14 protein-coding genes and 1 rRNA gene are annotated in these 13,893 nt (G+C 38.3%); 3 read left to right on the top strand and 12 right to left on the bottom strand.

The window, feature by feature from the left end:
• Positions 1-80: 80 nt before the first annotated feature.
• The 11 genes from galE to JOC59_RS02970 form a co-directional block, all read right to left on the bottom strand.
• Positions 81-1,070 carry a UDP-glucose 4-epimerase GalE gene (gene galE, locus JOC59_RS03020; RefSeq protein WP_205143326.1) on the bottom strand — a complete coding sequence of 330 codons (990 nt, stop codon included), beginning with the start codon at positions 1,068-1,070 and terminating at the stop codon, positions 81-83.
• A 51-nt stretch (positions 1,071-1,121) separates the two neighbouring features.
• A complete protein-coding gene (gene rsmA, locus JOC59_RS03015) occupies positions 1,122-2,012 on the bottom strand; it encodes a 16S rRNA (adenine(1518)-N(6)/adenine(1519)-N(6))-dimethyltransferase RsmA (RefSeq protein ID WP_205143325.1) in 891 nt (296 codons plus the stop codon).
• 1 nt (position 2,013) lies between these two features.
• Entirely contained in the window at positions 2,014-2,571 is a 558-nt protein-coding gene (gene rnmV / locus JOC59_RS03010; RefSeq protein WP_205143324.1) for a ribonuclease M5, read from the bottom strand.
• Positions 2,564-3,370, bottom strand: coding sequence for a TatD family hydrolase (locus tag JOC59_RS03005; RefSeq protein WP_205143323.1), 807 nt, complete (start codon positions 3,368-3,370; stop codon positions 2,564-2,566). Before JOC59_RS03005 ends, rnmV begins: the two co-directional genes overlap by 8 nt.
• 14 nt (positions 3,371-3,384) lie before the next feature.
• Positions 3,385-3,945, bottom strand: coding sequence for a GDSL-type esterase/lipase family protein (locus JOC59_RS03000; RefSeq protein WP_205143322.1), 561 nt, complete (start codon positions 3,943-3,945; stop codon positions 3,385-3,387).
• Positions 3,946-4,076: 131 nt separating this feature from the next.
• A complete protein-coding gene (gene metG, locus JOC59_RS02995; protein ID WP_205143321.1) occupies positions 4,077-6,110 on the bottom strand; it encodes a methionine--tRNA ligase in 2,034 nt (677 codons plus the stop codon).
• A gap of 120 nt (positions 6,111-6,230) precedes the next feature.
• Positions 6,231-6,476: a DapH/DapD/GlmU-related protein gene (locus tag JOC59_RS02990; protein WP_239517002.1), complete on the bottom strand. Its 246-nt coding sequence runs from the start codon at positions 6,474-6,476 to the stop codon at positions 6,231-6,233.
• 87 nt (positions 6,477-6,563) lie between these two features.
• Positions 6,564-6,773 carry a hypothetical protein gene (locus tag JOC59_RS02985; RefSeq protein ID WP_205143320.1) on the bottom strand — a complete coding sequence of 70 codons (210 nt, stop codon included), beginning with the start codon at positions 6,771-6,773 and terminating at the stop codon, positions 6,564-6,566.
• A 20-nt stretch (positions 6,774-6,793) separates the two neighbouring features.
• Entirely contained in the window at positions 6,794-7,612 is an 819-nt protein-coding gene (locus JOC59_RS02980) for a Cof-type HAD-IIB family hydrolase (protein ID WP_205143319.1), read from the bottom strand.
• A 17-nt stretch (positions 7,613-7,629) separates the two neighbouring features.
• Positions 7,630-9,906: an RNA polymerase recycling motor HelD gene (gene helD / locus JOC59_RS02975; protein ID WP_205143318.1), complete on the bottom strand. Its 2,277-nt coding sequence runs from the start codon at positions 9,904-9,906 to the stop codon at positions 7,630-7,632.
• An 18-nt stretch (positions 9,907-9,924) separates the two neighbouring features.
• Positions 9,925-10,839: a YihY/virulence factor BrkB family protein gene (locus JOC59_RS02970; protein WP_205143317.1), complete on the bottom strand. Its 915-nt coding sequence runs from the start codon at positions 10,837-10,839 to the stop codon at positions 9,925-9,927.
• 362 nt (positions 10,840-11,201) lie between these two features.
• On the opposite strand from JOC59_RS02970, the gene JOC59_RS02965 reads away from it, so the two are divergent.
• The 3 genes from JOC59_RS02965 to JOC59_RS02955 are packed head-to-tail and all read left to right on the top strand — an operon-like array spanning position 11,202 to position 13,328.
• The gene (locus JOC59_RS02965) at positions 11,202-12,209 is read left to right on the top strand and encodes a zinc-dependent alcohol dehydrogenase family protein (RefSeq protein ID WP_205143316.1); all 1,008 of its coding nucleotides are present in this window, start codon (positions 11,202-11,204) and stop codon (positions 12,207-12,209) included.
• 1 nt (position 12,210) lies between these two features.
• Positions 12,211-12,933, top strand: a complete 723-nt coding sequence (locus JOC59_RS02960; RefSeq protein ID WP_205143315.1) for a DUF6198 family protein — start codon at positions 12,211-12,213, stop codon at positions 12,931-12,933.
• Between the two features lie 2 nt (positions 12,934-12,935).
• Positions 12,936-13,328 carry a VOC family protein gene (locus JOC59_RS02955; protein WP_205143314.1) on the top strand — a complete coding sequence of 131 codons (393 nt, stop codon included), beginning with the start codon at positions 12,936-12,938 and terminating at the stop codon, positions 13,326-13,328.
• Positions 13,329-13,798: 470 nt separating this feature from the next.
• Here JOC59_RS02955 and rrf read toward each other — a convergent pair.
• Positions 13,799-13,893 (bottom strand): 5S ribosomal RNA (gene rrf / locus JOC59_RS02950); the annotation flags it as partial.

The following is a 13,893-nucleotide window of genomic DNA, read 5'->3' as shown; positions in this document are numbered from 1 at the left end:
ATCCACCTGACCTTTCTTCGCAAGATAATTATAATTTTAACATTTTTATCTTGACAAATCAAGAAACAGATAGTATATAGCTAATCAGGATAACCATTCGGATGTTTTTGTACCCAGGTCCATGCCGTTTTGATGATTTCAGTGACATCATCATACTGCGGTGTCCAACCTAATACAGCACGTGCTTTATCCGAAGCCGCAATCAAAGTATCTGGATCACCTTGACGCCGTGGGCCAATTTCAGCTGGAATAGGATGACCAGTCGCAATGCGAGCCGCTTCTACTATTTCCTTCACTGAAAAACCAGTTGATGAGCCTAAATTAAATTGATTACTATCATTCCCTTTGGCAAGATAGTCTAAGGCTAAAATATGGGCTGTCACGAGATCGACAACGTGCACATAATCGCGCACATTAAAGCCATCTGGAGTGGCATAATCATCACCAAACATCATAATTTTATCTCGTTTACCAGCCGCCACTTGCAAGATAATTGGCACCAAATGTGTTTCTGGCCCATGATTTTCACCAATTGACCCATCAGGTTTAGCACCCGCAACGTTAAAGTACCGTAAAGCAACCCATTTAATTCCATAAGCTAGGTCAGCCCAATGCATCATATGTTCCATTTGTAACTTAGATTCACCGTATGGATTAATTGGTTGTTGCGGATCGTCTTCTTTAATTGGCACTTGTTGGGGAATGCCATAGGTTGCTGCCGTGGATGAAAAGACAATTTTTTTAACACCATGTTCATGCATTACTTCTAATAGAGTAATCATCCCCCCAGTGTTATTATCGAAATATTTTAAAGGATTTTCCATTGATTCAGGCACAATTGATGATGCCGCAAAGTGAACGACTGCTTCAATCTCTTCTTGCTCAAAAACAGCACTTAGGGCCGCTTTGTCCCGAATATCAACTTGATAAAACGGCACCTCGGTTGGAATTGCTTGCCGATGACCGGTTAGTAAATTATCAACAACTACTACTTTTTGCTGATTAGCAACTAATTGATCAACCATATGCGAACCAATATAACCAGCACCACCTAAAACTAAAATTGCCATCTATTTTCTCCTTCTACGTAATAACCTAATTATACAATACCTTGATTAAATTTAAATTAGCCCTTGCGCATGAAAAGCATTTGTTAACGTAATAAACTGCCGTAAGTCTAACCTTTCAGCTCGAATTTTAGGATCAACTGCACATTCTGCTAAGGCCGCTGTAATTTTTGCTTTCGTATCATCACTTTTACCAAACAAGACTAACAGATTGTTCCAGTAGCTCTTCCGCCGATGCACAAAACTACCTTTAACAAACTTAAAGAAAGCTTTTTCATCAAACGGCATGACTGTTAATGGCTCTCGCTCAGTTAATTTAACAATCGCTGAGTCCACATTTGGTTGTGGTACAAAGGCTGTTTTGGGCACGATAAAAGCAATCTCGGCATTCATTCGATACTGCACAATGATTGATAATGAACCATATTCTTTTGTCCCAGGCTTTGCTGCTAATCGCTCAGCCACCTCTTTTTGCATCATAACCACAATGTTAGTCAACGCCACTCCGCTTTGTAACACATTCATCAGGATTGGTGTTGTAATGTAATATGGTAAATTAGCAACGAGCTTTTTAGGCCCATTACCGGGTAATTCTTGAGCTAAAGTCGTTGGTAAATCTGTTTTTAAAATATCTTGCTGTAAAATTTTAACATTTTTATAAGGGCTTAAAGTATCAGCTAATACTGGAATTAACCGATCATCAATTTCAAATGCCAAAACCTGATGTGCATTCTTAGCTAATTGCTCTGTTAAAGCACCAATTCCGGGGCCAATTTCGACGACATCATCGTCAGGGCCAAGTTCGGCAGCGGCCACAATATTTCGTAAGATATTGAGATCAGTTAAAAAGTTTTGCCCTAAACTTTTTTTGGTAGCAATCCCATATTGATTCATAATTGCTTGCGTCCGAACCGGTGTTGCAATTTCTGGATATTCTGGTGTCATGTTATTCTCCTCGATCAATTTCGCTAATCGCTGCTAAAAATTCACTTTTTTGAATTTCAAACATTTGTAATCGTTTTAATAATTGTTTGGCATTACTATAGCCAATCTGTAACTTTTGGCCCAATTGTTCACGGCGCATCCGGGCTGCTTGATGCCCAATCAATTGAGCTTCTAACAAATCATGTTGCGTAATCACCTGTGGTGCTGCACTACTTTCTTGATAAAGGTTCGCTAAGGCTTCACGAATCGTAGTAACACTCGCATGTTCAACGCCAAGGCTGCCACCTGCCGTCCTTGGCACGCCATCTTGTCGCTTAATAAAGGCGTGTTTAGCATTCGGAACAGCAGCACTCACAATCTTGCGAATGCGTTCACCATTAAAATCCGGGTCAGTAAAAATAATTATCCCTCGCTTTTGGGCAATCATTTTAATTTGTGCTAATGTTTCACGTGAAACAGCAGAACCATTTGTCTCAATTGTATCAGCATCCACTGCTTTTTTAAGTTGCAAAGTATCATCTTTACCTTCAACAACAATCACTTCTTGGATCCTAGTCATGCTGAATACTCCATAATTGTCGCGCATTTGCAGTTGTTTGTTGCGCAACCTCTTGGGGATCAAGACCTAGTACCGCAGCTAAGCCATCAACAACATACTTAACAAACGCTGGTTCGTTTTGTTTACCACGTAATGGAGTGGGGGCCAAATATGGGGCATCCGTTTCGACTAATAACCGTTCCATGGGTACTACTTGTGCAGCTGCTTGAATTTCTTTCGCATTTTTAAAGGTTACAATACCACTAAATGAGACATGCATCCCCAAATCAAGAAATTTTTCAGCTTCGCTAGCATTCCCAGTAAAACTATGCATAACGCCACCAATCGTACTAACATCAGCATTTTTTAGAATACTGTAGACATCATCCATGGCATCTCTAGCATGAATTGTTACCGGCTTATTAAACTCTTTTGCCCAAGCTAGTTGTTGTTCAAAAGCATCCCATTGTTGCTTTTTAGTTGAAGTGTCCCAATAATAGTCTAGCCCCATTTCGCCCAAGCCAACCACTGCCGGGTCACTAATCTGGCTTTTTAAAAGCGCTGCTTCATCGGCACTGAATAATTTTGCATCTTCCGGTTGAAAACCTAAAATCGCATTAATGCCAGCGTATTGATGGGCAATTTCAAGCGCCCGTTGGTTACCAATTCCGTCATATCCCACGACATTCATTTCCATTACCCGAAATTCATGGGCCCGCCCAACATACGCGGCTAATTCCTCAAATAATGAATCATCATTCAAATGAGTGTGCGTATCAAAACTATCTGCTGGCATTTTGGTTGGATCATATATTGGCATCTTTTTTCCTCACTTTATCTTAGTTGTATTTGTGTATTTATCGCAGTCGCTAGTAATTTATAGCCAGTCTCACCAAAGTGAAGACCGTCATCTAGTTGTCCTTTTAATAATTCTAACCAATTGGTTTGACGATGGAACAAGTGATACAAATCAATTAACTGATATTGGTGCTTATCTGCAAGTTCACTTACTATTTTACCATATTGCCGTAAATTAGCATTGGTTCGTTTTGGCCGCTGTTTACTTTCATCAACTGGCGGTGGCGTAATTAAAATCACGGAAAAATCAGTTAGATAAGTTGTAATTGCTAGTAAATTTTCCGCAAAGTTAACCGGCTTAATCGTTTGATACCGGGCATCATTGGTTCCAATCAACAAACAGACTTTATCATATTTTTTACGAATGCTAGTCTGCTTTAACTGATTTAAAACATCAGCTGAAGTTTGACCTGCTAGCGCCCAGTTATCAATTACTACATCCGGATTTAAAACACCCAACTGATAATTAATCATCGGTTGTTTGGCCCCTTCATAGCGTGCCAATAAACTATCCCCTAATAATAAGATTCTAAGCATCTTTACCCTCTTTACTTACAGTTTGCATAAATAGATAAGGCGATTTGACACTACTCAAAAGAGAGTGGTGTCAAATCGCCTTCTTAATTAGCTAATTACTTATTTGGACAATTTTTCATTTCTACCAAGGCTTAGGCGATTTCACTACCTGGAACCATTGTATCTGGTAAAATCGTAAGTTGCACTGCATCCCCATGTTCAGCTGATAAGATCATTCCTTGTGATAACCGACCCATCATTTTACGTGACTTCATGTTAGCAACAATCACAACTTTTTTACCTACGAGGTTTTCAAAGTCTGGATACCACTTCTTAATTCCTGAAAGAATTTGTCGATCATCCTTGTCACCAGCATTCAAACGGAACTGTAATAGTTTATCTGATTTAGGTACTTCTTGGACTTCAATAATTTCAGCCACTTTTAGCTCAACCTTGTCAAAATCGGCATACTCAATTTGGGCATCCTTGGTTGATACTAATTCAGTTTTACTTGGATCAAACGGTGTTGTCTCTGCTTGTTTGGCATCTTCCATCACTGCACGTCCCTTCTTTTTATCTGATTTAGTAAGTAAGCCCGCAACAAAGGCAATTTCGGCATCGGCATCACGTCGAGGGAAAATTGGCTCACCCTTTTTAACAACTTGCGCGTTAGCAGGTAAGTCCGCAAAGGCTAACCCGGCAATTTGCATTGCGGCTGGATCAAAGCCCAGTTGTGCAAAGATTTGTTTTGGTGCATGCGTCATAAATGGTTGTAATAGGATAGCTACGATCCGTAAACTAGCAGCTAAATGCGCCATCACATCGGCTAGCTCAGCACTTGCTCCTTGCTTAGCTAATACCCAAGGTTCTGTTTCATCAATGTACTTATTTGCCCGGGCAATTAATTTCCAAACTGTGCTAAGCGCATCAGCAGTCCTAATTTGTGCCATCTGTGCATTAAACTCAGCAATCGTTGCCGTGGCCACTTGAGCTAAGTCAGCATCATACTCAGTGGTCCCACTGGCTAAAGCTGGAATGTGACCATCTTGGTATTTATTAATCATGGCGACGGTCCGATTCAACAAGTTACCCAAATCATTGGCTAGGTCATAATTTAACTTACCAATGAAGTCTTCTGGTGTGAACACCCCGTCATTACCAAATGGCATTGCTTTTAATAAATAATAACGGACAGCATCTAAGCCATAGCGCTCAACTAAGACATCTGGATAGATCACATTTCCCTTAGACTTCGACATTTTACCGTCTTTCATCACTAACCAACCATGCCCTACAATTTGATCGGGAAGTGGTAGCCCTAAAGCATGTAATACAATTGGCCAATAAATGGTGTGGAAGCGAACAATTTCCTTACCAACAAGATGGACATTAGCTGGCCAAAACTTTTCAAATAACGTTTGATCAGCACTACCGTACCCCAAGGCCGTAATATAGTTAGCCAACGCATCAATCCAAACATACACAACATGTTTAGGATCAGATGGCACTTTAACACCCCAGTTAAACGAAGTACGCGTAACCGCTAAATCTTCAAGGCCTGGTTTGATAAAGTTATTAATCATTTCGTTCATCCGTGCATCTGGTTGAATGAAGTCGGGATGCTTTTGATAGTAGTCCAATAACCAATCCGCATATTTACTCATTTTGAAGAAATATGACTCTTCTTTAACTAATTCTACTTCATGGCCCGATGGTGCTTTCCCACCAATCACATTACCATCAGCATCTCGATAAACTTCCGCTAACTGTGATTCGGTAAAGTATTCTTCATCTGAAACGGAATACCAACCTTCATAGGCTCCTTTATAGATGTCGCCTTGGGCTAATAATTGTTCAAAAATTTGTTGGACAGCCTTTTCATGCATAGCATCAGTGGTGCGGATAAATTGATCATATGAGATATCCATCAATTGCCACAAATCTTTAAACTGTTGGGCCATTTCATCAACATAACCTTGAGGTGTCTTGCCTAATTCTGCTGCTTTTTGCTCAATTTTTAAGCCATGCTCATCAGTACCAGTTAAAAAATAAGTTTCTTTACCAAGTAAACGATTATAACGAGCGGCGGCATCAGCCAATACCGTTGTATATGAGTTACCTAGTTGTAATTTACCAGAGGGGTAATAAATCGGCGTTGTAATATAAAATTTATCGTTTGTTGTCATTTAAAATTATCTTCCTTTCCATGCGTTGACAAATGACCCAACGCGGATATTCTGCTTAATTATACCCTAGAATACTGATGGTGTCCCGATATTTTCTATGTCAGCGTTTAAAATTTTGTATTATTTAACACCCCACCGATTAACAATATATTCAGCATGGTTGTGTTGATTCACCACTTTGGCATAATTACCGGCAACCGTTACCCCTGCTGGAATATCTTTAGTCACAACACTCCCAGCACCAATGGTAACGTCACTGCCAATCGTCACCCCTTCAACAATCGAGGTGTTTGGCCCAACATAAACATCATCACCGATATGGGCAAAATTATTCGAATTTGAACCAATCGACGTGTACTGCTCCAAATTAACATTGTTGCCAATTTTGGTATTTGAATTAATGACAATTGGCCTGTTATGTCCAATGTATACCCCTTGGCCAACATTTAGCGGTCAAAACCCTAAATAAATTCCATGACACCGTTGTTTAAAAAAGGATACGCCCTTAGCAAACTTACCAAAAATACTAGGTAATAGCATTAATCTAAACCATACTTGCGTTGCAAAGCCAGCATCCACAAAGTATAACTTAACAAAAGCCCCCACATTTTGTTTACCAGTATACCGATATAAATCACTTTTAATATAATTGAGTGCCCTCATTAGCCCATCCCATCTTGTAATTACAGTTTAAAATATGCTGTCAAAAAATTAGCAATCCCATCTTCATCATTGGTTGTCGGTGTTACATATACTGCGGCTGCTTTCGCTTCACGTGTCCCATTAGCCATCGCAACTGGATATTTAGCGTAATCAAACATACCTAAATCATTTTCGGCATCCCCAAAGACCATCACATTTTCCGGTGTTAACTGAAAATATTCAGTTAAGGCTTGTACACCCACCCGTTTATCTAGGATTGGTTGTAAAAATTCTAAAATCTGTGGCTGTGAGCGCACGATATGAAATTGCGCTTTAATCGCAGTTGGCAAAGTATCTACTAACTGGTCAACTCGCGGTTGTGTTGTCGCCACCACTGCTTTTGCATAATCATGCCTGTCTGGTAAGGCGCTAAATGGTACATATTCAAATAAAAGCGGTGCTTTCATAATTGAGGCATACACCGAACGTTCCCCCATTTGGGCCATTTGCCAATTTTGATCAAAATCAAGAATATCCATCGGATAGTGGTGTTCTTTTAACCAATCATGTAACGGTGCCAACGCTGCTTTAGTTGTAGTTAATTTAGCAATACTTTTACGCGTAACATTATTTAAAACCAAGGCGCCATTAAACGTTAAACTATAATCCTCTGGCCCTGTTAAGCCCAATTGTTCAATAAAGGGGCCAATCGCTGCAATTGGTCGACCAGTCATAATCGCAATATGGTAGCCCTTAGCATGCAGCTGTTTTAACACCAATGTTGTTTTAGCCGTGATTGTTTTGTTACTCGTTAATAAAGTTCCATCTAAATCTAAACCGATTAATTTAATATCTGCCATGATTTTCCACCTATCTTCTATTTATTAACAATTAATTTACGATACAAAGATGGATCAATTTGGGCTAATTGCTGATTAACTGGTCCATCTGCTATTAATACTAATTCATGCATTGCCCGCGATGCAATAGTATATATAATCGCTGCATCAGTCGGTTTGGCATAATTTTCAGCTGATACATCATATGCAATCACACGATCAAACTCCAAACCCTTTGCTAAGTAAATTGGTAACACGACGAGATCCGCTTTTAGTTCCCGATCCGTGGCGGTCATTAAATTATTAGCAAGCTTAGCGTTAGTTAGTTGGTGACTGACCATTGCCGCTTGTTGTTGCGTTTTCGTAATAATTGCTGTGGTCTTTTGCTGCGTTGGTTGCTGCAAAAGTTCAAGTAACACTGGCAAGCAGCCACGCGAACCTGTTCTTAACAATACAGGCAGTTCACCATGCCGGGTAAAGGCTGTTATGGCAGCACCCTTCTCTAATAAAGCCTTGCCAAAGTTAGTAATTTCTTGTGTTGATCGATAACTTTTGTTTAAAACAATTGTTGCTAAATTATTTGTCTTAAATAAGGTCTTTAAATTAGCCGCTAAAAAATGTAAATTAGTACTGGTTCTAAATAAGGCCTGTTGCATATCCCCTAAGATCGTTAATTTGGCATTAGGAAACGCATGTTTTAAATATGCTAGCTGGACTAATGAATAATCCTGCATTTCATCAATAAATAAATGCTTAATTTCACGATTTTGGCCATTTTTAGTTAACATATCACGAAGTAACAATAATGGTACTGCATCTTGTAAATCAATGCGGTGATACTCAAGCTCTGTTAAAAAGGTCTCTTCCTTAGCTGCTAACATGGCGTTTTGCCCAATTTGTGTGCCATAATATTGTAAAAAAGCAGCATATTGCTTAAAAATATCAATGAAATAATTATTATAAATTGCATCATAAATAGGTTGATATTTTTTATATACATATTGTTTTTGCGCATATGCTTGCTGCCGGGCCAAGTCATGAAAAGCCGATTGTGATCCTAATAATGCCTGATATTCATCAACGGTTAATTGATTAACTTCTTTTGCAACAATCGCTGACTCAGCTAAGTGAGCTAACTTGCGTTTCAATTCTTTTATTAGCGTATTTTTAGTTTGTAATAGACGTTCACCAATTGATAATTTAGGTGATAATCGATTAAAAATAATCCGACTATGATATGCACTAAATATAACCTGATCAACATGATAAATATCCGCAAATTTTAAATCAGTTGGTGCTAACTGGGCAACATATGCATCTAAATTAGTAACTAATTTAACACTTTCCATCGCTTGATTAAGCGCAGTAGGCACATGCCTAATTTGATTAATCTCATATTCGTTAAATAAACTCTGAACATTTAAGCCCTCTAACCGAGCATCTAAAAATTCGGCTAGCGTAATTTGACGCATATTACGCTCACCCAAACTTGGTAACACATCAGCAATATAATGACTAAATAAACGATTAGGCGAGAATAAAACAATTTGATCAGCCGTTAATTCACGCCGTGCATGATACAACAAATACGCAATCCGCTGTAAAATTGCTGAAGTTTTGCCCGAACCAGCAACCCCCTGTACTAATAAGACGTCATGTTTAGTATCGCGAATAATATCATTTTGCTCTTTTTGAATGGTGGCGACAATGTTTTGCATATATGCATCACTTTGTTGCCCTAGGGCATATTGTAACATTTCATCACCAACTGTTTCGTCGGTATCAAACATATTGGTAATCTGCCCATTTTCAATCGTAAATTGCCGTTTATTGGTTAATTGAACTGTCCTAGCTCCACTCGGTGTGGTATATGTGACTTGCCCTAAGGTACCATTATAGTAAATTGCCGCAATCGGGGCTCGCCAATCATACACTAAAAAATGCTGCTGTTTGTCTTGAAACGATGCTAAGCCAATATAGAGGCTCATTGGTTGGGCTGCTTCAGTAATATCTACTTTCCCAAAATACGGTGCTTGCGCTAGCGCTTTTAACGTAGCACCTTGTTTCTTTAAAATATTTTCAGTCTCGACAACGCGCGCCACTAATTGCCGTTGCTGTTGCACCTCAGCATTCGTCTCACTCGCATCATCAATTTCAAAGGTGTTAATTGAAGCATTATCGGTATAGTTACCTTCAACTGCCCGCGTTTCTTGGTGTGCTTTATTTAATTGGTCATCTACTAAAATTTGTTGTGCTTTTATTTCAGTAATAACTAAATCAACACGCTGTTGCTCCTTTTTTTGTTCATCATTCATGCTATAACGAGTCCCTTTCTACTTTCTTAAAAATCTTGTTTTACCCCAATTTTCATTAATTTGGTTAGGCTGCTCATCATCGTTTTGGCTAGCTGTGTGTTGCTCAGTTTCTACATGATTTAGAATTGCAATAAAAGTTGCCCCAATTAGAGCAATCGATGCCACTAAATTTAGCCAAATTAACAAGATAATAAAAGTACCAATTGCTTGATAAAAACTGTATTTGGCAGCAGCGATATTAACATAAAGCCCAAATAACTGTGACAATCCTAAAAAGCCACCCACTTCAAGGCTACTTCCTAATAGTGCCCATCTAAACTTTGGGCGCTTGGCAGGTAGCGCGTAGTTTAAAATCATTACACCAATGACTAAAACCACACAGACAATCGGCCATTTTGCATTTTGTATTAAGGTTACCCAACCCCTTAATTCTTTGAAGGTTGTGAGCTGTTCAAGAATCAAACGACTCAATGACATAATAATAATCACTAACCCTAATAATCCAACTGTTGCGACCAACCACGCCATTGATATAATACGAACTAAGACGGGTGACTTAGGTTTTTTAATATTATAAATAATATCCAAACGTTGTCTAAACGCAGCAACCACCTTACTCAATGACCACAGTGTAATTATGATCCCCACTGAAAACAACCCGACACTCTGCCGTGCTAAGACAGAACGAATGATTGGTGTTAATACTTGGTAAATATTATTAGGCACTGCCGTTTTTAGTAATTCTAACGAGTGATTAATGTTAATTCCTAAAAAAGGCAAAATTGCACCTAATGCAATAATTGCTGGAAAAAGCGCTAATAGTGAATAATAAGCAATTGTAGCGCTGGCATTACTAATATCTGCCCGTAGAAAATACTCCTGGCTTACTTTTAACCATTTATTATCGCGCACCTGTTGCCATTTTTTTATCATTGTCAAGCCCCTCTTTTTCTAATTTCTTTTAACTAATTTTAGCATATCTGTCATAATATACTGCCTATGGTATTTAAAGACCACAGGCTTGTTAACAAAATAGCTTTAATAAGTAATGCTTTAACAATGATTAGTTAAAGTTATAACTAATGATATATATCAAAAAAATCTTTTTTATAATTTATATTTCAAAATAATAAAGTAAAAACCTGATTAAATAGGCTTTTAGCTAATTACAAATGATAATCGTTAATTAAGCTATCGTAATATTAGTATTTACATATTGAATTAATTTGTGAACAGTTCTACAATGTAGTTGTTCAAATAAATATATACTTTTTGTTTTTAGAGGAGATAGAGTAATGGAAGCACTTGTTTTAAATGGTACTAAAAAATTAGATGTCCAAGACGTAAAAGAACCATCTTTAGCTAATGATGAAGTTTTAATTCACACTGCCTATGCTGGGATTTGTGGAACTGATCATGCTTTATATGCTGGTCTTCCAGGTTCAGCTGATGCTGTACCACCAATTGTTTTAGGTCACGAAAATTCAGGTGTTATCGCTAAAGTCGGTGCGGCTGTTACTGATTTTAAAGTTGGTGATCGTGTAACTGTCGATCCTAACATCTACTGTGGCAAATGCCGGTACTGTCGGACTGGTCGTCCCGAACTTTGTGATCACCTTTCAGCTGTTGGGGTTACTCGTGATGGTGGTTTTGAAGACTATTTCACTGCTCCTACTGAAGTGGTTTACCATGTGCCAGATAACGTTTCATTAAAGGCTGCAGCCGTTACTGAACCAATATCTTGTGCCGTACACGGTGTTAAATTATTAAAATTAACTCCTTACCAAAAAGCCCTTGTTATTGGTGATGGCTTTATGGGGCAAATTTTTGTCCAATTACTTCAAGCCTATGGTGTTCACCAAGTTGACCTTGCTGGACGCAGTGCTGAAAAACTCCAAAATAATAAAGATAACTTTGGGGCAACCCGGACCTTTAAGATGCCGGAAGAAAAAATTCCTGCAGATTACGATGTTGTCATCGAAGCCGTTGGTTTACCTGAAACCCAAGAACAAGCAATTGAAGCGACAGTTAAGGGTGCCCAAGTACTTATGTTTGGTGTTGGTAAACCAAATCAACATTTCTCTATGAATACCTATGAAGTTTTCCAAAAACAATTAACTGTGCAAGGTTCATTCATTAATCCAAATGCTTTTGAAGACTCACTAGCATTATTAGCAGCTGATAAACTTGATGTCCTATCACTTATCTCTCATGAATTAGACTTTAACACTGTTGAAGATTATCTAACTGGTAAGCTTGGTACGGTATCAAAAGCGATCGTAAAAGTTAGTGAAGAAGCCTAGTATGGAAGAAAACATTTCAACGAGTCCACAACAAGCTAACATGACAACCCGCATTATTTTCTTTGTGTTGTCATTAGTCATTAATTCATTGGGAAATGTTTTGACAATCGTAACTAGTGCCCATATACACCCTAGTTATCTTGGTTCCGCTTACTGGACTGCTGCAGAAACTAATTTAGGAAAAGCCCTCGGTGTTAACCTATTTTGGACCTTTTTAGTCTTAGGAATGTTGATCTCGTTTCTTAATGCTCTTTTAGTTGGTAAACTTAATTGGCGACGTATTTTTGGTAACTTAGTTTTTATGGTTCCCTTCTCTGCTTTCATTCAAATTTTCGCTAATTTTTTCAATGCACACATGCCCGATGCAACGACACCTTTCATGATTGGTCTGTATATTGTAATTAACTTTTTCGGGGTTGCTTTAATCGGAACAGCTATTTCAATCTATCAACGAGCTAATTTAGTCTTGCATCCAGCAGATGATTTAATGCAAATTTTACGCTTTAAATACTTCAACGGGCGGGCTGGTATCGCGATGTGGGCTTCATATATCCCACCTACAATTATGGCAATTATTGCTTTAATTATTACTCACAACTTTGAAAACTTTGGTCTAGGAACATTATTTGCCTTCCTTCTCCAAGGAAACATTACTGGTTGGGCTGATAAACGCGTCATTCCTTCCTTAGCACACCAAAATATTGATATTGGAGATAATAACTAATTATGAGTTTAATTGATAATTTTACAACCGGTTTGCAACATATCGGTATTCCCACTAAAGATATGGCAGCAACAACTGCATTTTGGACAAGTCTTGGCTTTACCGTTAAAGGGACTTTTGACAACGATGGCGTTACAGTAAAATTTTTTGAATATAAAAACGTTGTCATCGAGTCTTGGGAAGGTGCTGAAGCAACTGGTATTGCTGGTGCAATCAATCACATTTCACTTGATACAACTGATATTCAAAAAGCCTTTAATGATGTTAAGGCACATGGTTTTAAGATGGTTGAAAATGAAATTCAACATTTACCATTCTGGGATCATGGTATTCAATATTTCAATATCACTGGCCCTAATGGCGAAGTCGTTGAATTTTGCCACATTAATGAATAACTGATTTCACTAAAGATGATTAGCTGATTTACTTAGCAAATTATGACTTAAAGCCCTTACTTGGAATACTTCCAAGTAAGGGTCTTTTTATTCGTATAGATGCTTATCACCCACCTATCCCTAATACATGCTACGTTATCCAATATCTCTTTTGGAAGATATCGATTACTTTTTATACTTAATATCTAAACTACATTTATTTACAGTTGCCCGTCTTTAAAATAAACCTTATCGGCGCTCCATTTATATGCTGTAGGCTAGCGCTTAACAGCAACATACAACCCCTTGTAAATGAATAGCTCCTTAGACAATAATAATGCCTATCGCATTTCTTAGCGATTACCAATTTTTGTGATTTTTTGCGACCATAGTTTAATCATTTAGAAACTAACATCTGTATGTTTGGCAATTCGTACTATTTTCCCAAGACACAAAAAAAGGTTAAAGTAATTACTTCAACCTTTGCACTTGCATGGCGACGTCCTATCCTCGCAGGGAGCGATCCCCCAACTACTTTTGGCGCTACAGAGCTTAACTTCTGTGTTCGGCATGGGTACAGGTGTAT

The sequence above is a fragment of the Periweissella beninensis genome (genome assembly GCF_016908275.1).
In the GTDB taxonomy this organism is placed as follows: Bacteria; Bacillota; Bacilli; order Lactobacillales; family Lactobacillaceae; genus Periweissella; species Periweissella beninensis.
This window is presented reverse-complemented; position numbering and strand designations above follow the sequence as displayed.

Excerpts from the sequence above, each read along its gene's own strand:
- JOC59_RS03005 (WP_205143323.1), bottom strand. The coding sequence starts at position 3,370 with ATGCCAATATATGATCCAACCAAAATGCCAGCAGATAGTTTTGATACG.
- JOC59_RS02955 (WP_205143314.1), top strand. The coding sequence starts at position 12,936 with ATGAGTTTAATTGATAATTTTACAACCGGTTTGCAACATATCGGTATT.
- JOC59_RS02970 (WP_205143317.1), bottom strand. The coding sequence starts at position 10,839 with ATGATAAAAAAATGGCAACAGGTGCGCGATAATAAATGGTTAAAAGTA.
- JOC59_RS02980 (WP_205143319.1), bottom strand. The coding sequence starts at position 7,612 with ATGGCAGATATTAAATTAATCGGTTTAGATTTAGATGGAACTTTATTA.
- rsmA (WP_205143325.1), bottom strand. The coding sequence starts at position 2,012 with ATGACACCAGAATATCCAGAAATTGCAACACCGGTTCGGACGCAAGCA.
- galE (WP_205143326.1), bottom strand. The coding sequence starts at position 1,070 with ATGGCAATTTTAGTTTTAGGTGGTGCTGGTTATATTGGTTCGCATATG.
- JOC59_RS03000 (WP_205143322.1), bottom strand. The coding sequence starts at position 3,945 with ATGCTTAGAATCTTATTATTAGGGGATAGTTTATTGGCACGCTATGAA.
- JOC59_RS02960 (WP_205143315.1), top strand. The coding sequence starts at position 12,211 with ATGGAAGAAAACATTTCAACGAGTCCACAACAAGCTAACATGACAACC.
- JOC59_RS02985 (WP_205143320.1), bottom strand. The coding sequence starts at position 6,773 with ATGAGGGCACTCAATTATATTAAAAGTGATTTATATCGGTATACTGGT.
- metG (WP_205143321.1), bottom strand. The coding sequence starts at position 6,110 with ATGACAACAAACGATAAATTTTATATTACAACGCCGATTTATTACCCC.
- helD (WP_205143318.1), bottom strand. The coding sequence starts at position 9,906 with ATGAATGATGAACAAAAAAAGGAGCAACAGCGTGTTGATTTAGTTATT.
- JOC59_RS02965 (WP_205143316.1), top strand. The coding sequence starts at position 11,202 with ATGGAAGCACTTGTTTTAAATGGTACTAAAAAATTAGATGTCCAAGAC.
- rnmV (WP_205143324.1), bottom strand. The coding sequence starts at position 2,571 with ATGACTAGGATCCAAGAAGTGATTGTTGTTGAAGGTAAAGATGATACT.